General features: G+C 73.7%; 11 protein-coding genes and 1 pseudogene. 2 read left to right on the plus strand and 10 right to left on the minus strand.

Translation table 11 applies throughout. The features are described from left to right. A pseudogene (locus ACIO5E_RS16570) lies at window positions 1-182 on the plus strand (ATP-binding protein); the annotation flags it as partial. Between the two features lie 67 nt (window positions 183-249). On the opposite strand, the gene cimA reads toward ACIO5E_RS16570, so the two are convergent. The 3 genes from cimA to ACIO5E_RS16585 all read right to left on the minus strand — a co-directional run bounded on the left by cimA (window position 250) and on the right by ACIO5E_RS16585 (window position 4,616). Next, entirely contained in the window at window positions 250-1,869 is a 1,620-nt protein-coding gene (gene cimA, locus ACIO5E_RS16575; protein ID WP_400667962.1) for a citramalate synthase, read from the minus strand. Window positions 1,870-2,218: 349 nt separating this feature from the next. Further along, on the minus strand, window positions 2,219-3,331 hold the full coding sequence (locus ACIO5E_RS16580; RefSeq protein ID WP_280675825.1) for a branched-chain amino acid aminotransferase: 1,113 nt from the start codon (window positions 3,329-3,331) through the stop codon (window positions 2,219-2,221). A gap of 247 nt (window positions 3,332-3,578) precedes the next feature. Then, a complete protein-coding gene (locus ACIO5E_RS16585) occupies window positions 3,579-4,616 on the minus strand; it encodes a 3-isopropylmalate dehydrogenase (protein ID WP_280675827.1) in 1,038 nt (345 codons plus the stop codon). 202 nt (window positions 4,617-4,818) lie between these two features. Between ACIO5E_RS16585 and ACIO5E_RS16590 the strand changes: the two genes are divergently transcribed. Next, a complete protein-coding gene (locus ACIO5E_RS16590; protein WP_400667965.1) occupies window positions 4,819-7,302 on the plus strand; it encodes a YfhO family protein in 2,484 nt (827 codons plus the stop codon). A gap of 97 nt (window positions 7,303-7,399) precedes the next feature. Here ACIO5E_RS16590 and ACIO5E_RS16595 read toward each other — a convergent pair whose 3' ends face one another. The 7 genes from ACIO5E_RS16595 to ACIO5E_RS16625 form a co-directional block, all read right to left on the minus strand. Continuing rightward, entirely contained in the window at window positions 7,400-10,735 is a 3,336-nt protein-coding gene (locus ACIO5E_RS16595) for a S8 family serine peptidase (protein ID WP_400667967.1), read from the minus strand. Window positions 10,736-11,009: 274 nt separating this feature from the next. Next, window positions 11,010-11,171: a hypothetical protein gene (locus ACIO5E_RS16600; RefSeq protein ID WP_400667969.1), complete on the minus strand. Its 162-nt coding sequence runs from the start codon at window positions 11,169-11,171 to the stop codon at window positions 11,010-11,012. Window positions 11,172-11,502: 331 nt separating this feature from the next. Then, the gene (gene serA, locus ACIO5E_RS16605) at window positions 11,503-13,086 is read right to left on the minus strand and encodes a phosphoglycerate dehydrogenase (protein ID WP_400667971.1); all 1,584 of its coding nucleotides are present in this window, start codon (window positions 13,084-13,086) and stop codon (window positions 11,503-11,505) included. Between the two features lie 228 nt (window positions 13,087-13,314). Then, window positions 13,315-14,313, minus strand: coding sequence for a ketol-acid reductoisomerase (gene ilvC, locus ACIO5E_RS16610; protein WP_280675837.1), 999 nt, complete (start codon window positions 14,311-14,313; stop codon window positions 13,315-13,317). Between the two features lie 114 nt (window positions 14,314-14,427). Then, on the minus strand, window positions 14,428-14,952 hold the full coding sequence (gene ilvN / locus ACIO5E_RS16615; RefSeq protein WP_030302941.1) for an acetolactate synthase small subunit: 525 nt from the start codon (window positions 14,950-14,952) through the stop codon (window positions 14,428-14,430). 69 nt (window positions 14,953-15,021) lie between these two features. Continuing rightward, window positions 15,022-16,875: an acetolactate synthase large subunit gene (locus ACIO5E_RS16620; RefSeq protein WP_400667973.1), complete on the minus strand. Its 1,854-nt coding sequence runs from the start codon at window positions 16,873-16,875 to the stop codon at window positions 15,022-15,024. Window positions 16,876-17,205: 330 nt separating this feature from the next. Continuing rightward, entirely contained in the window at window positions 17,206-20,139 is a 2,934-nt protein-coding gene (locus tag ACIO5E_RS16625; protein WP_400668725.1) for a putative bifunctional diguanylate cyclase/phosphodiesterase, read from the minus strand. Window positions 20,140-20,321: the final 182 nt, after the last annotated feature.

Below are 20,321 nucleotides of genomic sequence, written 5' to 3' on the forward strand. Positions count from 1 at the left end.
CCTTCGTCGTCGCCCTCAACGGCTTCGACGGACACCAGCCCCACACCGCCGACGAAGTCCGCGAAGCACTCCAACTCAGCGCCGAAACCCCCGTCATCACCCTCGACGCCCGCCGCCGCGACAGCGCCAAGAGCGCCCTCATCACCCTCGTCGAACACGCCCTCCTCGCCCGACTGCGATGACGGACACGGCCGTGGCCCACGGACCTTCGCGCGAAGGTCCGTGGGCCGCGGCCGTACCGGGCGCCCGCTACGCGGTGGGCTCCAGCCCGGCCCGGATCAGCCCGTAGGTGTAGGCGTCCTCCAGCGCCAGCCAGGAGGCGGCCACCACGTTGTCGGCCACCCCGACGGTGGACCAGGTGGACGTGCCGTCGGTGGACTCGATCAGCACCCGGGTCTTGGAGCCGGTGCCGTGCTGGCCCTCCAGGATGCGGACCTTGTAGTCCACCAGCTCGAACCGGGCCAGCGGCGGGTAGATCCCCTCCAGCGCGGTACGCAGCGCCTGGTCCAGCGCGTTCACCGGGCCGTTGCCCTCGCCGGTGGCGATCCGGCGCTCCCCCTTCGCCCAGAGCTTCACCGTCGCCTCGTTGCCGGTGAAACCGTTCGGGCCCTGCTCGCTGATGGTCCGCCAGGACTCCAGGGTGTAGAAGCGGTCCCGGCTGCCGCGCACCTCGTCGCGCAGCAGCAGCTCGAAGGAGGCGTCGGCGGACTCGTAGGTGTAGCCGAGGTTCTCCTGCTCCTTCACCTTGGCCACCACCCGGCCCGCCAGGTCCCGGTCGGTGGACAGGTCGTAGCCGAGCTCCTTGCCCTTGAGCTCGATCGAGGCGCGGCCGGCCATGTCGGAGACCAGCATCCGCATGGTGTTGCCGACCCGCTCCGGGTCGATGTGCTGGTACAGGTCCGGGTCGACCTTGATCGCGGAGGCGTGCAGGCCAGCCTTGTGCGCGAAGGCCGAGTAGCCGACGTACGGCTGGTGGGTGGAGGGGGCCAGGTTGACGATCTCGGCGATCGCGTGCGAGATCCGGGTCATCTCGGCGAGCCGGCCCTCGGGGAGCACCCGCCGGTCGTACTTGATCTCCAGCGCGCCGACCACCGGGAACAGGTTGGCGTTGCCGACCCGCTCGCCGTAGCCGTTGGCGGTGCACTGGACGTGGGTGGCGCCGGCGTCCACCGCGGCCAGCGTGTTGGCCACCGCGCAGCCGGTGTCGTCCTGCGCGTGGATGCCCAGCCGGGCACCGGGCTGGTAGCCCTCGCAGTGGGCGAGCACGTCGGCGACGATCTCGCGGACGCCGGCCGGCAGCATTCCGCCGTTGGTGTCGCAGAGCACCACCACGTCGGCCCCGGCCCGGTGCGCGGTGCGGACCACGGCCAGTGCGTACTCCCGGTTCGCCCGGTAGCCGTCGAAGAAGTGCTCGCAGTCGATGAACACCCGCCGCCCCTGCGCGCGCAGGAACTCGACGCTGTCCCGGACCATCTCCAGGTTCTCGTCCAGGGTGGTGCGCAGCGCCAGCTCGACGTGACGGTCGTGCGCCTTGGCGACGAGGGTGACGACCGGGGCGCCCGAGGCGACCAGCGCGGCCAGCTGCGGGTCCTCCGCGGCCTTCCCGCCGGCCCGGCGGGTGGCGCCGAAGGCGACCAGCCGGGCGTGCCGGAGGTCCAGTTCGGCGGCGGCCCGGGCGAAGAACTCGGTGTCGCGCGGGTTCGCCCCGGGCCAGCCGCCCTCGATGAAGCCCACCCCGAACTCGTCCAGGTGCCGGGCGATGGCCAGCTTGTCCGCCACCGTCAGGTTGATGCCCTCCCGCTGCGCGCCGTCGCGCAGGGTGGTGTCGAACACGTGGAAACTGTCGTCGGTACGGCTGACCTCGGTCATGACCCCTGGTTCTCCGTTCGGGGAGGCTTGTACTGCTCTGCCGGATTTCGAGTCCCGGCTCCACTGTCCAGCATCCCGCGCGTGGCCCCGGTGTCCCTGGGCCCCTTGTGGGGGCTCCGGCCGGTCCGAGGAAACAAAAAGACCCCTCGCGGGTGCGAGAGGTCTGCGCGCGGGTCTGGACGCTGGTGGTCGCTCCGCATCGGGTCCTGCGGGAGCGGTCACTGCGGACCGGCGCGCCTGCTGCTAATGATCAGCGACAGCGAGGACACCCTCGCAGTCTGGCACAGGCTCCGGGATCCGGCCCGCCCGTCTCGCGATGCGGAACGGGCAGGCCGGGACGGATGCGGGCTCAGACGATCTTGTGCAGCCAGCCGTGGGTGTCGGGGGCCTGGCCGCCCTGGATGGCCAGCAGGGCCCGGCGCAGCTCCATGGTGGTCGGGCCGGGCTCGCCGGTGCCGACCGTCCAGTCGGCGGCGGCGGACTTGACCGAGCCGACCGGGGTGATGACGGCGGCGGTGCCGCAGGCGAACACCTCGGTGAGGGTGCCGTCGGCGTTGGCCTGCTGCCACTCGTCGGTGGAGATCTTCCGCTCCTCCACGGCGTAGCCGAGGTCGGCGGCGAGCCGGAGCAGCGAGTCGCGGGTGATGCCGGGCAGCAGGGCGCCGGACAGCTCCGGGGTGACGATCTTCGCGTCCTTGCCCTCGCCGAAGACGAAGTACAGGTTCATACCGCCCATCTCCTCGACCCACCGGTGCTCGGCGGCGTCGAGCCAGACCACCTGGTCGCAACCCTTCTCGGCGGCCTCGGCCTGGGCGATCAGCGAGGCGGCGTAGTTGCCGGCGCACTTGGCGGCGCCGGTGCCGCCGGGCGCGGCCCGGACGTACTCCTTGGACAGCCAGACCGAGACCGGCTTGACGCCGCCCGCGAAGTAGGCGCCGGCCGGCGAGGCGATGATCATGAACAGGTAGGAGTTGGCCGGTCGGACGCCCAGGCCGACCTCGGTGGCGAACATGAACGGACGCAGGTAGAGGCTCTGCTCGGGCTCGTTCGGCACCCAGGCCTGGTCCTGCTGGACCAGCAGCTCGACGGCCTCGACGAAGGCCTCCACCGGCAGCTCCGGCATCGCCAGTCGGCGGGCCGAGGCCTGGAAACGGGCGGCGTTCGCCTCCGGGCGGAAGGTCGCGATGGAGCCGTCGGCCTGGCGGTAGGCCTTGAGGCCCTCGAAGATCGCCTGGCCGTAGTGCAGGGTCATGTTCGCCGGGTCGATCTCCAGCGGCGCGTACGGCGCCAGCTGGGCGTCGTGCCAGCCCACGCCCTCGGTCCAGCGGATGGTGACCATGTGATCGGTGAAGACCCGGCCGAAGCCGGGGTTCGTCAGCCGGGCCTCGCGCTCCGCGGTGGGCAGCGGGTGGGCGGAAGGCTTGAGGTCGAACGTGATGGGCGCCTGGGTGGGCGTGCTCATGGCTGTTTCCTTCACCGTGGGGTAGGTCCGGGTCGCCACCGCCGGCTGCGCGTCACGGCACACGAACACCGGAACGAACGCACAGCGGCACGACCCACTGTCGATACTCGCATCCAGAGGGCCGTGCCGAACAGTTGCCTGCTCCTTGGGGAGCTGCAAGCTGCGGTTATGCGGTGCGGCCCGCCCGGGCCGCACCGTTGGTCGGATCCGGCCCGCAGGCCGGGGTCCGTCGCTCGGATCCGGCCCGTCAGCCGGCTACTCGGGTGGCGAGCGCGTCGCCGACCTCGGAGGTGCTGCGGGTGCCGGTGCGCTCGGTCAGGTCCGCCGCGACGGCGGCCTCGACCTTGGCGGCCTCGGCGGCGAAGCCGAGGTGCTCCAGCAGCATGGCGACCGACAGCACGGTGGCCGTCGGGTCGGCCTTGCCCTGGCCCGCGATGTCCGGCGCCGAACCGTGCACGGGCTCGAACATCGACGGGAACTCGCCGCCCGGGTTGATGTTGCCGCTCGCGGCCAGGCCGATCCCGCCGGTGACGGCGGCGGCCAGGTCGGTCAGGATGTCGCCGAACAGGTTGTCGGTGACGATGACGTCGAAGCGCTCCGGCTGGGTGACGAAGAAGATGGTCGCCGCGTCGACGTGCAGGTAGTCGGTGGTGACCTCGGGGAACTCCCGGCCGACCTCCGCGAAGATCCGCGACCACAGGTGCCCGGCGTGCACCAGCACGTTGTTCTTGTGCACCAGCGTCAGCTTCTTGCGCGGCCGCGCCTGGGCCCGGCGGTAGGCGTCGCGCACCACGCGCTCGATGCCGAACGCGGTGTTCAGGCTGACCTCGGTGGCCACCTCCTGCGGGGTACCGGTGCGCAGCGAGCCGCCGTTGCCGACGTACGGGCCCTCGGTGCCCTCGCGGACGACCACGAAGTCGATGTCCGGCTCACCGGCCAGCGGGGACTTCACCCCGGGGAACAGGCGGCCCGGGCGGAGGTTGATGTGGTGGTCGAAGGCGAACCGCAGCTTCAGCAGCAGCCCCCGCTCCAGCACGCCCGACGGCACGCTCGGGTCGCCGATGGCGCCCAGCAGGATCGCGTCGTGCGACTTCAGCTCCGCCAGCACGCTGTCCGGCAGCGTCTCCCCGGTCCGGTGGTAGCGCCGGGCGCCGAGGTCGTACTCGGTGGTCTCCAGCTTCACCTCGGCGGGAAGCACGGCTCCCAGGACCTTGAGACCTTCGGCCACCACTTCCTGGCCGATGCCGTCACCGGGGACAACTGCGAGACGAATCGTGCGAGACATGCTCGGACCCTACTCCGGCGTCCCAGAGAATGACACCCCATGTCCACTATTCGGACGCGTCAGGTGGTCCGTCAGCCGGCCCGGGCGCGGGGCCGGCGACTCGTCACCCCTTCGAGGGAGCGCGTGCGGACGGTGCTGCGCGGGGGTCGGTCTTAGGGTGGCGGGGTCCGGGATTCCCTCGTGGGACGGGGTCGAGCAGCAGATGGGCAAGCGGCGGCGGGAGGTGCTGGTCTGCGGGAGTGCGGCCGGGCTGGCGGTGGGCGGGTACACGCTCGCGGTGGGGCTGCACGGGGCGTGGCCGGCCGGGGTGGGCGAGGTCGCCGTGCCGTACCACGCCCACCTGTGGGACCTGCTGCACGGGCGGGCCGCCGGGGACCTCCTGTTCAACTGGAACAGCGGGTACGGCGTCCCGTTCCTGGCCGACTTCTTCGCCTACCTGATGAACCCGTTCTCCTGGCCGACCGCGCTCCTCCCCCGCGACCAGGGCCGGCTCGCGGTCCTCCTGGTCACCCTGGCCACCATCGGCCTCGGCACCGCCCTGATGGCCCACCTGCTCGGACGGCTGCACACCGGCCCGCACTGGCTGCGGGCGCTCGCCGCCGTCGGGTACGGGCTCTGCGCCTGGGTGCTGGACGTCGGCGGGGCGGCGCCGATGTGGCTCTGGGGCCTGGTCTCGCTGCCGCTGCTCGGCCTGGCCACCGACTGGTGCCTGCACGAGCGCCGCTGGGTGGCCGGCTCGCTGTGCGTCACCCTCGCCTGGGCGGGCAACCTGTACACCGCCGCGCTGGCCTCCCTGATGGCCGGACTGCTGCTGGCCGTCCGGCTGTTCGCCACCCCGCGGCTGTTCCGGCACCGGGTGCGGGTCACCGGGCGGGCCGTCACCATGGCCACCGCCGGCGTCCTGCTCGCCGCCCCCGTGCTGTTCGTCGCCGTCCGGGCCGCGCGCGGCGCCCAGCCGGAGTCCCCGGTGCAGCCGCTCGGCCCGTCCGGTCTCGGCGGGCACCTCGCGCAGCTGCTGCCCGCCACCCACGGCGGGCGGCCGCTGCCGGACGTCGCGATCGGCCTGCTGGGGCTGCTGCTGGTGTGCGGGCTGCCGTTCAACCGGCGGGTGCGGGCACGGGAGCGGGCGGTGTGGTGCGGGGTGCTGGCGCTGGTGGTGCTCAGCTTCGTCTGGACCCCGACCGTGCTGGTCTGGCACGGCCTGGCGATCCCGGCCGGCGGGCCGTACCGGGTCGCGTTCGCGCTCAGCGGCCTGCTGGTGCTGGCCGGCTGGGTGTCGCTGGCACACCGGCCGGACCTGCTCACCCTGCTGGGCGGCGCCGCCGTGGTCGCGGTGATCGCCGTGCTGGCGGCGGGGCGGCACTCGGTCCGCACCTCCACCTGGGTGCTGCTGGCCGTCGGCGGCGCCGTCCTGCTCGCCGCGCTCCGGACCCTGGACCACCGGCACACCGACCGCCGGGCCGTCGCCGTCGCCACCTGGGTGGTGGGCGGCGCGGTGCTCGGCAACGCCGTCTGGTCCGGCTACGCGGCGCTCTCCGCCGCCCCGGCCGGCGGCCCCTCGGCCGCCGCCGTCCGGGCCGGGTACACGGCGGTCCGCAGCGCCGCCGACTGGCCCCGGGGCCGCAGCGACCCCGGCCCGCACGCCTTCACCACCAACGACCCGCTGCTGCTGGACGGCCAGGGCGGCGGCTACTTCAGCGGCTACCTGCCCACCGTCGCCGCCCTGCTGCCGCACGACCTCGGCGCGGGCTGGACGGCCGGCGGGCGACAGACCACCAGCGTCACCGACCCGGTCGGGCAGGCCCTGTTCGCCGTCCGCGCCCACCTCGACGACGGGCCGCCCCCGGACGGCTTCACCCCCGGCCGGGCCGCCGCGCCACCGCTGGTCACCGTGCTGCCGCCGGGCGCCCGGCCGGACACCTCCTCGGTCTGGTCCCGGCAGGAGTCGCTGCTCGGCAGTCAGGTGTACGACGCCCCGCTGCCCACCCCGGCGGGCGGCCCGGCACCCACCCTGCACGGCACCAGCGGTTGGTCGCTGCCCGGCGGCGCCGAAGGCACCGTCCTCACCGCGACCTGCACCCCCGGCGGGACGGCCTACTTCCACGGCGTCTGGTACCGGGGCACGGTCAGCGGCCTCGGCACCACCTACCGCAGCGACGGCGAGCAGCCCACCACCGCCGTCGCGATCCACCGGCTCGGGCCCGTCCCCGCCGACGGGACGGTCCGGGTGACGCTGCGGTCCGACACCGTCGGCCAGATCCCCGCCCGCCCGATCGGCTGCCTGCGGCCCGGCGCCCTGGACGCCGCGGTCGCCCGCCTCACCGCCACCGGCGCGACGCAGGTGACGGCCGACGGGCACTCCCTCTCCGCGACCCTCCCGGCCGGCTCCACCGGCACCGCGCTGCTGTCCGTCCCGGCCACCGAGGGCTGGACCTGCGCGGTAGGCGGCGGCCGGTACGCCGTGCCGACGCCGGTCCTGGGCATGATCGGGGTGCCGCTCGGCGGCGGAGCCGACCGCATCGCCTGCGCGTTTCGCCCGCCCGGCCTCACCGAGGGCCTCACCGTCACCTCCGCCACCGCCGCCGCCCTCGCCCTGGTCACCGCCTTCACCCGGCTCTCCCGACGCCCCACCCGCACCCCGCGCCGCACCCGCCGACTCGCCGCCCGGGCCGCCGGCCGCGCCTGAGCGCAGCGCCCGGCTCGGGTCTCACCGCCGCGCCCGGTGGAGGAACGACGAAGGGGCGGCCCACCGGAATCGGCGGCCGCCCCCGGTGCACGGGCGGTCAGGGCAGGGCGATCACCTGGCCCCGGTGGGCGGCGGTGTTGAGGTGGTGGAGCAGCAGGAGGCGGGAGGTGTCGCCAGTGGAGCGGTGGACGTCGAGGACGGTGCCGGGCCGGATCGCGGTGGCGAGGGCGGCGGGGCCGCCGAGGCCGGCCCGGATGTCGACGGCCGGGTGGAGGACGTCGAGCGGGAGGCCGGGGCGGGTGCCGCGCAGGCCGATGGTGGAGTAGGCCTCGGCCGGGTCCGGCTTGCCCGGGGAGACGGTACTGGTCCAGACGCCGTACTGGATGGTGCTGTGGCCTTCCCGGATGCCGGGGAGGGCGCTCAGCCGGACCGGGAGGACGAGGACGTCGCTGTCCAGCAGGCCGGTGTCGGTGTCGCCCCAGCGGCCGTTGAGCGGCTGGACGTCGAGTTCGGCGCCGGTGCGGGCGTCGAGGGCGCGGGAGACCAGGACGTCGCTGCCGCGCAGCCGGTCGGCTTCGAGGATGACGTCGGTGGTGCCGTCGCCGTCGGTGTCCAGGGAGACCCGTACGCCGTAGAGCCCGACCGGGGTGGCGGCCGGGGCCCAGAGTTGGGCGCCCACGTAGAGCAGGTCGGCGGAGGCGGCGGCGCCGGCGGCCCGCAGGTCGGCGGCCCGATCACCGGGGTGTTCGACGCAGACGTCCTGCGGGGGACCGGCCGGGTCCGCGGCGTCCTCGGGCCGGACGCCGGCGCCGGGTCCGACGGCGGCGCCGCCGTCCGGCGGGCAGTCGGCCCAGCGGGTGCCCTCACCCCCGAGGGTGAGGGCGGTGACGAGTCCGGGCCGGTTCCCGGGGACGGCGCTGCCGCCGAGCATGAGGAGGGTGCCGTCCCGGGTGGTGCGGGCGGCGGCGGTGGCGGCGAGGTCGCTGGCCGGGCGCGGGGCCGCGAGGACGGGGACGCGCAGCTGGGGCAGGGCCGGGTCGGTGACGGGGGTGAGCAGGACGCGGCCGGAGAGTTCGCCGCGGTAGCTGCGGGCCTTGCCGCCCTGCAGGGTGTCGATGGTGGGGTCGGGGGCGCGGCCCAGCTCCCCGGGGACGGCGAGGGTGACGTGCACCCGCGCGGTGCCGCCGGCCGGGACGTCGACCTGCGCGGGCGTCACCTCGAAGCCGGCGCCGGGCTGTTCGGTGGCGGCCGCGTAGCCGGTGCGGTAACTCAGCGGCCGGTCCGCGTGGTTGCGCACCTCGATGTCGCGGCCGAGAGTGGTCGGCCCGGCGATCTCGACCGGCCCGAAGGAGACGCCGACGCTGCCCTCGGGCGCGCCCTCGCCGGCCGCGTAGGCGACGACGGGGGTGTGGACGGCCCGGTCGACCTGGGCGCGCCCGGCGCCGGTGCGTTCGGGGCCGTAGACCGGTCCGCCGTGGTCGTCGCCGAGCCAGGTGTCGCCGGCGGTGTTCATCAGCGCGGCCTTGAGCTGCTCGACCGGCCAGTCCGGGTGGGCGGCACGGACGAGGGCGGCGAGGCCGGTGACGTGCGGGGTGGCCATCGAGGTGCCGTCCTCGCGCTGCCCACCGCTGCCGCTGGCGACCAGGGCGGACCAGATGGTCTCGCCGGGGGCGGCCAGGTCGGGCTTGACGACGCCGGGGACGCCGATGCCGCGGGAGGTGAAGTCGGTGAGGGTGTCGGTGCGGGCGGGCTGGTTCTGGGAGACCGAGCCGTGCAGCGGGTTGCCGGGGGCGGCGAGCCGGATCTGCACGGGCCCGGCCGCGGCGGCCTGCCGGAGCCGTTCGCCGTCGGCGTGGGCGAGCAGGGCGGCCGGGATCCGGTCGTTGCCGGAGATCTCGGCGAGGTGGTCGGTGTCCGCGGCGTACAGCGCGCCGATCGCGCCGGCGTCGGCGGCGTGGTCGGCGCGGGGGCCGGAGTTGCAGGGCCGCTCGGTGTCGCGGGTGCGCCAGGCGAGGACGGCGATCTTTCCGGCGAGCCGCTGCCGGTCGGCTTCGCTGAAGGCGGCGCAGCCGTCCGACTGGTCGGCGGGCAGGGCGAGTTGGCCGCTGACGTCGGCGGTGGACCAGCCCTGGTAGCGCTCGCTCCAGTGCGCCGGGACGACCCCGGCCAGGTCGGCGGGGGCGAGCACGGTGAGGCCGTCGGCGTCGCTGTGCTGATCGACGGAGGCGGCGACGGCGATGGCCCGGGCGGCGGTGCCGGGGCTGCCGCCGATGCCGTAGACGTCGCCGTCGTTGCCGGCGGCGGCGACCACGACGGTACCGAGGGCGGCCAGCCGGTCGACGGCGAGGGCGTCGGTGTCGTCGGGGCTGCCGAAGCGGCTGCCGAGCGAGAGGTTGACGACGTCGAGGCGGTCGCCGAGGTCGCCGTCGCCGTTGGGGTCGGCGGAGACGTCGAGGGCCTGGGCGAGCCGGTCGGTGGAGCCGTCGCAGCCGAAGACCCGGATCGCGTACAGCTGGGCGCCGGGGGCGGCGCCGGGGCCGACCTTGAACGAGGCGGGGTCGAGCCCGGGCCGGTAGGGACCCGTGTACGGGTGGCCGTCCGCGGTGACGCCGTAGCCGGCGGCGGTGCCGGCGACATGGGTGCCGTGCCCGTTGCGGTCGCAGTCGAGCGGGTTGTCGCTGGGGTGCGGGACGGGCTGGTGGTGCGGGGAGGACGGGTCGGGGTTGTAGTCGTCGCCGACCAGGTCCTTGCCGCCGACCACCTTGGCGTTGGGGAACAGGGCGGGCGGGGCGGGCTTGCCGCGTTCGACGGAACGGAAGGCGGCCTCGGTGCCGGGGCCGCCGAAGTCGGCGTGGGTGTAGTCGATGCCGCTGTCGATGATCCCGATCCGCACCCCCTGGCCGGTGTTGCCGTCGCCGGTGGCACCGGCCCAGACCTGCGGGGCACCGGTCAGCGGGACGGAGTAGGCGTTGTCCCGCTGCTTGCGGACGATCGGGTGGACGGACCGGACGCCGGGCAGCGCGCGCAGGGCGGGCAGCCGGTCGGCGGGCACGGTGACCGCGAGGCCGGTGAGCAGGGTGCGGGTGCGGTAGATCTCACCGGCGCCCGGGACCACCCGGTGGACGGCCTCGGCGAGCCGGTCGAGGGCTTCGTCGGCCTTGGTCCGCTGGGCGGCGCCGGCGTCGGCGGCCTCCCGGCGGACGGCCTCCGGGGAGCGCCGGGCCCGCCGGGCCCCGTCGGCGGCGCGCCGCCAGGCGGGGCCGGCCGGCTCGGTGGTGAGTTCGAGCAGGACGGAGGCCGTTCGGTCGGCCCTCGCCGGCTCCCTCGGGGGGCCGCCGGAGGCCGGGGTGGCGGCGAGCACCGCGGTCCCGGCCAGCAGGGCGAGGGTGAGGCCGATCCGGGTGACGGGTCGACGGACGGGTGGCAGGCGCACTGGGCCCTCTCCCCCGGCAGGGGGGCTTGATCCGCACACCGTGTCGCTGACGCCCGCCCGCGCGAACGTCGATCACCCTTCCGGGGGCCCCAAATTAGGATGATCGCGCTGACGAGCGCGAGCAACTTCCCTCGGACGCCCGCCGGTTGCACTCGACGGAGTGACCCGGCGTCAGGCCGAGTGGCCTATTCGACGGATGAACGGCGGCGGCCGGGCGCCGAGGGCCACCGGGCGGCCGAATGCCGGAGCGCACCCGGCCCCGGCTGCGGCCCCCTCAGCGGTGCCCGGTCGCACCGCCGTTGTCACGGCGGTCCAGCGAGCGCTGCAGGGCGGCGGCCGCGAAGGGGTTGCGCTCGGCGGCCCGGCGGCGGCGCGGGGCACGGACGGGAGTGGTGGCGGGGGCGGGGGTGACGTGGCGGTCTGCGATGGCGGGCATACCGGGCTCCTTGGGGGCGACACGTGCACCGGGCACGCGGAGGGTGGGGAGGTCAAGGGGTGTCGCGCGCAGGGCGTCGCACACGGCGGGGCGACGGGAGAGGGCCCGGGGCAGGGGTCACCTGCCGATGAGGGCGCACGCGCACACGGGCCGCACGCCCTGGCTGCAGGGGCGGCACACCGTATGGCCCTTCCACGGTACGGCCGGGCCCGGGCCGTGTCTGCACGAATACTTGGATTTCCTAGTATCTGAGACGGTCACCACCCGGAGGAACGCAACGGGGCCCGGACCGCCGGCGAACGGCGGTCCGGGCCCCGGGGGGCGTCCGGGCTCAGGCGCCCAGGTCGACCGAGCGGGCGAAGCGGGCGCCGATCTCGGCGGCGATCGCCGACAGCACGTCCTGCGGGATCTGACTGTCCACGGTGATGGAGGCGAGCGCGCCGCTGCCGTCCCGGGCGACCTGCATGCCGGCGATGTTGATGCCGGCGTCGCCGAGGTGGCGGCCGAGCACGCCGACCACGCCGGGGCGGTCCTCGTACTTGAAGAAGGCCATGTGGTCGGTGAGCGCCACGTCCACGTCGAAGGCGTCCACGCCGACGATCTTCTGGGTCTGCTTCGGGCCGGCCAGGGTGCCGGAGATGGCGATCTCCTCGCCGTCCGCGAGCGTGCCGCGGACGGTGATCACGTTACGGTGCTCGGCGCTCTCGCTGGAGGTGGTCAGGCGCACCTCGACGCCGCGCTCCTGGGCGAACAGCGGGGCGTTGACGTAGGACACCGTCTCCGCCACCACGTCCTCGAACACGCCCTTCAGCGCGGACAGTTCGAGCACCTTCACGTCGTGCTGGGTGATCTCGCCGCGGACCTCGACGTCGAGCCGGACGGCCACCTCGCCGGCCAGCGCGGTGAAGATCCGGCCGAGCTTCTCGGCCAGCGGCAGACCCGGACGGACGTCCTCGGCGATCACGCCGCCCTGGACGTTGACGGCGTCCGGTACCAGCTCGCCGGCCAGCGCGAGGCGCACCGAGCGGGCGACCGCGATGCCGGCCTTCTCCTGCGCCTCGTCGGTGGAGGCGCCCAGGTGCGGGGTGGCGACCACGTTGTCGAAGGCGAACAGCGGGGAGTCGGTGCACGGCTCCTTGGCGTACACGTCCAGGCCGGCGCCGGCCACCCGGCCGTCGCGCAGGGCGCCGGCGAGCGCCTCCTCGTCCACGATCCCGCCGCGGGCGGCGTTGACGATGCGCACGCTCGGCTTGACCTTGTGCAGCGCCTCGTCGCCGATCAGGCCGATGGTCTCGGGGGTCTTGGGGAGGTGGACGGTGATGAAGTCCGAGACCTCCAGCAGCTCCTCCAGGGTGACCAGCTTGACGCCCATCTGGGCGGCGCGGGCGGCCTGGATGTAGGGGTCGTACGCGACGATCTTCATGCCGAACGCGGACATCCGCTGGGCGACCAGGACACCGATCCGGCCGAGGCCGACGACGCCGAGGACCTTCTCGCTCAGCTCGACGCCGGTGTACTTGTTGCGCTTCCACTCGCCCTGCTTGAGCGCGGCGTTGGCCGGCGCGATGTTGCGGGCGACGGAGATCAGCAGGCCGCAGGCGAGTTCGGCGGCGGTGACGATGTTGGACGTCGGCGCGTTGACGACCATCACGCCGGCCTTGGTGGCGGCGGCGACGTCCACGTTGTCCAGGCCGACGCCGGCCCGGGCGACCACCTTGAGCTTGCGGGCGGCGGCCAGCGCCTCCGCGTCGACCTTGGTGGCGGAGCGGATCAGGATCGCGTCGACGTCGGCGATCGCGGTGAGCAGCTCGGTGCGGTCGGCACCGTTGCAGTGGCGGATCTCGAAGTCGGGACCGAGGGCGTCGACGGTGGCGGGCGACAGCTCTTCGGCGATCAGAACGACGGATTTGCTCACGACAGTGTGTCCTTAACTGTCCGGTTCCCCCGGCACGTAGGTGGCGTGGAAGGGCGGGGGAAGGTGGCATGCCGCGTAGGTAGACGCACGACGCTGTGGGCCTGACGCGCACTCGGAAGTGTATCGACGGGCTAGGTGCCAGGCTGCTCCCGTCCGGCGAAATCACCCGGACGGGAGCAGCCTACTTGTACAAGGGCGTTACAAAATCGGGCCGGGCCCGAGGCCGGTTCAGGCCTTCTCGTTGACCCAGCTCATCAGCGAGCGCAGCTTCTTGCCGGTGGTCTCCAGCAGGTGGTCCTCGTCGGCCTTCTTGTACTCGTTGTACTTGGGCAGACCGGCCTTGTACTCGGCGATCCAGGTGTTGGCGAAGGTGCCGTCCTGGATCTCGGCGAGGACCTTCTTCATCTCGGCCTTGGTGGCGTCGGTGATGATCCGCGGGCCGGTGACGTAGTCGCCCCACTCGGCGGTCTCGGAGACCGACCAGCGCATCTTCTCCAGGCCGCCCTCGTACATCAGGTCGACGATGAGCTTCAGCTCGTGCAGGCACTCGAAGTAGGCGATCTCCGGCTGGTAGCCGGCCTCGACCAGGGTCTCGAACCCGGCCTTCACCAGGGCGGCGGTGCCACCGCAGAGGACGGCCTGCTCACCGAACAGGTCGGTCTCGGTCTCCTCGGTGAAGGTGGTCTTGATGACGCCGGCCTTGGTGGCGCCCAGGCCCTTGGCGTAGGACAGCGCCAGGTCGAAGGCCTTGCCGGAGGCGTCCTGCTCGACGGCGACGATCGCGGGGACGCCGCGGCCCTCCTCGTACTGGCGGCGGACCAGGTGGCCCGGGCCCTTCGGGGCCACCATGCAGACGTCGACGTCCGCCGGGGGCTTGATGAAGCCGAAGCGGATGTTCAGGCCGTGGCCGAAGAACAGGGCGTCGCCGGCCTTCAGGTGCGGGGCGATGTCGGCCTCGTAGACGTCGGCCTGGATCGGGTCCGGCACCAGGATCATGATGACGTCGGCCTCGGCCGCGGCCTCGGCCGGGGTGACGACGCGCAGGCCGGCCTCCTCCGCCTTGGCGCGGGAGGTGGACTCCGGCTTCAGGCCGACCCGGACGTCGGCGCCCGAGTCGCGCAGGGACAGCGCGTGGGCGTGGCCCTGGCTGCCGTAGCCGATGACCGCGACCTTGCGGCCCTGGATGATGGACAGGTCGGCGTCGTCTTCGTAGAACAGCTCGGCCACGGGGGCACATCTCCTTGCGTGATGGTTGCCGGGTACGCGCTCTCTACCGTAGGCGTACTGGCGGGGGTGTGGGTCGGTGCTTCAGGGTGTGAGACGGTCGGAGTCTCGGGGTTGTCAGGCGCTGCGGTCGAGGGCGCGCAGCGAGCGGTCCGTGATCGAACGGGCGCCGCGCCCGATGGCGACCAGGCCGGACTGGACCAACTCCTTGATGCCGTAAGGCTCCAGCATCCGGAGCATGGCCTCCAGCTTGTCCGAGCTGCCGGTGGCCTCGATGGTCACCGCGTCGGGCGACACGTCGACGGTCTTGGCACGGAACAGCTGGACGATCTCGACGATCTGCGACCGGGTCTCGTTGTCGGCGCGGACCTTCACCAGGACCAGTTCCCGCTGGATCGCAGCGGACTGGTCGAGTTCGACGATCTTTATCACGTTCACGAGCTTGTTGAGCTGCTTGGTGACCTGTTCCAGCGGGAGGTCCTCGACGTTGACCACGATGGTCATCCGGGACACGTCCGGATGCTCGGTCGGGCCGACGGCGAGGGAGTCGATGTTGAAGCCCCGACGGGAGAACAGCGCGGCGATGCGGGCGAGCACGCCGGGCTTGTTCTCGACCAGGACGGAGAGGGTGTGCTTGGACATGGGGTTCCTCAGTCACATGAGGGGCCCGGCGTAGCCGGCCGTAAGAAGGGTGGCGGTGGGCGGGGGGCCTCAGTCGAGGTCGTCGCCGAAGTCGGGGCGGACGCCCTTGGCGAACTGGATCTCGTCGTTGCTGGTGCCGGCGGCGACCATCGGCCAGACCATGGCGTCCTGGTGGACGATGAAGTCGATGACGACCGGGCGGTCGTTGATCTCCATCGCCTGCTTGATGACGGCGTCGAGGTCCTCGGGGCGCTCGCAGCGCAGGCCGACGCAGCCCATCGCCTCGGACAGCAGGACGAAGTCGGGGATCCGGGTGCCCTGGGCCGGCGGCGCGATGCCGTCGTGGTCGGGGCCGGCGTGCAGCACGGTGTTGGAGTAGCGCTGGTTGTAGAACAGCGTCTGCCACTGGCGGACCATGCCGAGCGAGCCGTTGTTGATGACCGCGACCTTGATCGGGATGTCGTTCAGGGCGCAGGTGACCAGCTCCTGGTTGGTCATCTGGAAGCAGCCGTCGCCGTCGATCGCCCACACCACGGTGTCCGGGCGGCCGGCCTTGGCGCCCATCGCGGCCGGGACGGCGTAGCCCATGGTGCCCGCGCCGCCCGAGTTGAGCCAGGTGCCCGGCTTCTCGAACTGGATGAACTGCGAGCTCCACATCTGGTGCTGGCCGACGCCCGCGGCGTAGACCGCCTCCGGGCCGACCAGCCGGCCGATCCGCTCGATGACCTGCTGCGGGGACAGCTGGCCGCCGGGGGCCGGCTCGTAGCCCAGCGGGTAGGTCCGCTTCCACTCGTCGAGCTTCTCCCACCACTCCGCGTAGTCGCCCTTGTGGCCGGCGTCGAACTCGGCCTGGACGGCCACGATCAGGTCGGCCAGCACCTCGCGGGCGTCACCGACGATCGGCACGTCGGCGGGGCGGTTCTTGCCGATCTCGGCCGGGTCGATGTCCGCGTGGACGACCTTGGCGTACGGGGCGAAGCTGTCCAGCTTGCCGGTGACGCGGTCGTCGAAGCGGGCGCCGAGGGTGAACAGCAGGTCGGCCTTCTGCAGCGCGGTGACCGCCGGGACGGTGCCGTGCATGCCGGGCATGCCCAGGTGCTGCGGGTGGCTGTCGGGGAAGGCGCCGAGCGCCATCAGGGTGGTGACCACGGGGGCGCCGGTCAGCTCGGCGAGGATCCGCAGCTCGGCCGTGGCCTGAGCCTTGATCACGCCGCCGCCGACGTACAGCACCGGGCGCTTGGCGCCCACCAGTAGCTTCGCGGCCTCGCGGATCTGCTTGGCGTGCGGCTTGGTGACCGGGCGGTAGCCGGGCAGCGAGGTCTCGACCGGCCAGCGGAAGGTGGTGGTGGCCTGCAGGGCGTCCTTGGCGATGTCGACCAGGACCGGGCCGGGGCGGCCGGTGGCGGCGATGTGGAACGCCTCGGCGATCACCCGGGGGATCTCGGCCGGGTCGGTGACCAGGTAGTTGTGCTTGGTGATCGGCATCGTGATGCCGCAGATGTCCGCCTCCTGGAAGGCGTCGGTGCCGATCGCCTTGGAGGAGACCTGACCGGTGATCGCGACGATCGGCACCGAGTCCATGTAGGCGTCGGCGATCGGGGTCACCAGGTTGGTCGCGCCCGGTCCGGAGGTGGCCATGCAGACCCCGACCCGGCCGGTGGCCTGGGCGTAGCCGGTGGCGGCGTGGCCGGCGCCCTGTTCGTGCCGGACCAGGATGTGGCGCACCTTGGACGAGTCCATCAGTGGGTCGTACGCGGGAAGGATGGCCCCGCCCGGGATGCCGAAGACGGTGTCCGCGCCTACGGCCTCCAGGGAGCGGATGAGCGACTGGGCGCCGGTCATGGTTTCGACGACGTGCTGGGGAGCGGGAGCGTGTGCGGCCGGGGTGTCCCCGCGGCGGGGGGATGCGGCGTGCTCAGTCATCTGCCTGTCTCTTCTCGGATTTTGCCGGCCCGGTGGTTGCGGGCCCCGTGGTGCGAGGGGGGTCCCGGTTTCGGGCCGATCGCCGGCTCTGCCTCAATCGTCCCGCTTCCTCCCCGCGAATCGGGGCGGATCGGGCGGTTGAGGCCAGGGGTCTTGCGGTGGTGGAACAGCGTCAGTGCAACAAAAAACCCCTCGTGCCAAGGGCATGCGAGGGGTGGCGCGTCGGTCTGTCACAAGCGGGGCGTGCGAGCCCGCTCAGCCGACGCGCCCGCCAAGTACGAGAATTCGGGTGCGCATGGCAACGACCCTCCTCCTGACCGGGGGCACGTGTCAAGCAGGTGGGATGACCGTCTCGCCATGCGGACCCGGTCCTGGACCGGTCGCCGCGCGGTGTTCGGGCAGGTCGGGGGCACCGTGGTGATGTACGACACGCCCCCCGCCGCCCTCCCCACGGCCACCCGTCCGGGTCTCTGCGGCGAGGTACGCGCGCCGGGCCGAGACCGAGCCGAGCGGCCTCGGCAGCGGGTAGCCGCGGCGCACCAGCGCCCGGCGCAGCCGGGTCTCGTCCAGCGGCGGCGCGAAGGCCGAACCCTGGCCCTGCCGGCAGCCCAGCTCCTGGAGCGCGGCCACCTGGCGGGGCAGGTCCACCCCCTCGGCGGCGGTGACCAGTCCGAGGTCGCGGCCGAGCCGCAGGGCGTGCCCGGCGAGCGTGCGACTGAGGGCGGACTCCCCGAGGTCCTGCACCAGCGTGCGGTCCAGCTTGAGCCCGTCGAGGGGCAGCCGGGCCAGCTCGCCGAGCGAACCGCTGCCGGCGCCGTAGCCGGCCAGCACGGTGGTGACCCCGAGTCGGCGCAACGCGGCCAGCCGGCGGCCTAGTTCGTCGGCGAGCGAGTCCGGGCCCATCCGGGCCACCTCGATCACCAGCTCGCCGGCCGGCAGCCGGCTGTCGCGCAGCGCCGCGGCCACCGTCTCGTACAGGCCGGGCGTGCAGAGCCGCTCGGTGGAGAGCCGGACCGAGACCGGGACGGGGGCGGGGCCCGTGCGGTTGCGGCCGGACTGGCCGCGCCGGGCGGCGGCGGCCGTCACCGCCTCCTGGATCAGCCAGCGGGAGAACCGGGTGGCCGCGTCGCCGTGCTCGGCCGAGCGCAGGAACTCGGCCGGGGTGAGCAGCAGGCCGCCCGCCGAACGCCAGCGGACCTGCGCCTCGACGCCGGTCACCGCGCCGCTGCCGAGGTCCACCACGGGCTGGTGGAGCAGGGTGAAGCCGCCCTCCCGGACGGCGATCCGCAGCCGTTCCTCCAGTTCGGTGCGGCGCTCCAGGTCGGCCCGCATCGCGGGGGTGTAGAGCACCACCCGGCCCTTGCCCTCGGACTTGGCCCGGTACATCGCGAGATCGGCGTTGCGCATCAGCGCGTCGGTGGCCGCCCGCGGGTCGGCGGCCGGGCCGCGTTCGGGGGTGCCGAAGGCGATGCCGATGCTGGCGGCGACGCCGAGTTCGGTGCCGCCGATCCAGTACGGCTCGGAGAGCGCGATCCGCAGCCGCTCGGCGAGTTCCTGGACCTGGAGCCGGCCGAGCGGGCCGCAGACCAGTGCGGCGAACTCGTCGCCGCCGAACCGGGCGACGGTGTCCCCACAGCGGACGGCGCCCTGGAGCCGACGGGCGGCCTGCACCAGCAGTTCGTCGCCGACCTGGTGGCCGGCGGTGTCGTTGACCGCCTTGAAGCCGTCCAGGTCGAGGAAGAGCACCGCGACCCCGGCGCCGGCCTCGCCCTGCTGGCCACGGGCGCCGAGGGCGGCCCGCAGCCGCTGGGCGAACAGCGCCCGGTTGGGCAGGTCGGTGAGCGGGTCGTGGAAGGCGTTGTGCTGCAACTGGGCCTGGAGTATCACCCGTTCGGTGACGTCCCGGCTGTTGAGGAGCAGCCCGTCGCGGTGCCGGCTGACCGTCGACTCGACGTGCAGCCACTCGCCGCCGCCGGAGCTGATCCGGCACTCCACCCGGGCGGACGGTTCGGCGGTGCCCGGGGAGCGGTGGGCGGCGAGCCGGACCCTCGCCAGGTAGCGGCGGACCTCGGCGAGCACCCGGTCCACGTCCTCGGGGTGGACCAGGTCCAGCAGGTTGCCGCCGACCAGTTCCTCCGGGTCCCGCCCGTAGACGCCGAACGCGGCCGGGGAGACGTAGGAGAGCACGCCGTTGGCGCCGGCGATCATGATGACGTCGCTGGAGCCCTGCACCAGGGAGCGGAAGTGCGCCTCCTTGTGGGCGAGTTCCTGGGCGAGTGACAGGTTGTCGAGCAGCATCACGCCCTGGCGCAGGATGAGCGCCAGGCCGACGGTGCAGGCGGCCGCGGCCACCACCCGGTCCAGCTCCCGCCCGCCCAGCGCGTTGTAGAGGATTCCGGCGGTGCACACCGCGGCGGCCGCGTACGGGGTGAGCGCACTGAAGGTGGTGGCGACCCGGCGGCGCGGCAGGCCGCCGGCCGAGGGGTGCTCGCGCAGCGGGCGGCGCCAGCGCGGCGACCAGGGCGCCCAGGCCAGCAGCAGGCTGCCGGAGAACCAGCCGGCGTCCAGCAGTTCGCCCGAGTGGTAGTCGCTGCGCAGCTCCGGGGAGGTGAACAGGGCGTCGCACAGGACGGTGACGGCGAGCGCGACCATCGCGGTGTGCACGGCCGCCCGGTTGCCGTCCCGACCGCCGAAGCGCAGTCCGACCACCAGGCTGACCAGCAGGATGTCCAGCACCGGGTAGGCCAGGTTGAGGGCCAGGCGCAGCGGCGAGCCGTCCTCGCCGGCGGCGATCCGGCCGAGCGCCAGGCTCCAGCTGAGGGTGAACAGCGAGCCGGCGATCAGCCAGCCGTCGAGCAGCAGGCAGAGCCAGCCGGCGGCGGAGCGCGGGCGCTGGGCGAGCACCAGGACGCCGGTGATGGCGAGCGGGGAGAACAGCAGGAAGGCGTACTCGGCGAGCGAGTCCTGCGGCAACGCGGTGCGGGCGACGAGTTCGTACCAGCCCCAGGTGCCGTTGCCGAAGGCCACCATGAGCGAGGAGAGGCCGAACAGCAGCCACGCCGTTCGGGCGTGCCCGCCGACCGTGCAGCCGTACACCAGGCAGGACAGCGCGGCCGCGAGGGCCGCCGCGGCCAAGCCGAAGTCGCCCATGAAGATGGAGAGTTGTGGCGATCCCCAGCCGGTGGATGCGCCCAGGGCGTAGGCCAGGCAGAGTGCACCCAGGACGAGGCCGGGCAGGGTGCGGCTCCCCCGGAGCCGGCGCAGCGGGCCGCGCCGGTCGGGTGCGGACACGCCGGGCGCGGACGGGTCGGCGGGCGGCACGTCCGGCCGTTCGGCACCGGGCAGCACCGTATCGGTGGAGCTCACTCGACCTCTCCCCCTCCGACCCGAGGCCCGGCGCCCCGGCCACGGGCCGCCGGCCGCGCATCTCTTGGCCGTACGCGGTG

Origin of the sequence: Kitasatospora sp. NPDC087314, assembly GCF_044744365.1 — a bacterium.
In the GTDB taxonomy this organism is placed as follows: Bacteria; Actinomycetota; Actinomycetes; order Streptomycetales; family Streptomycetaceae; genus Kitasatospora.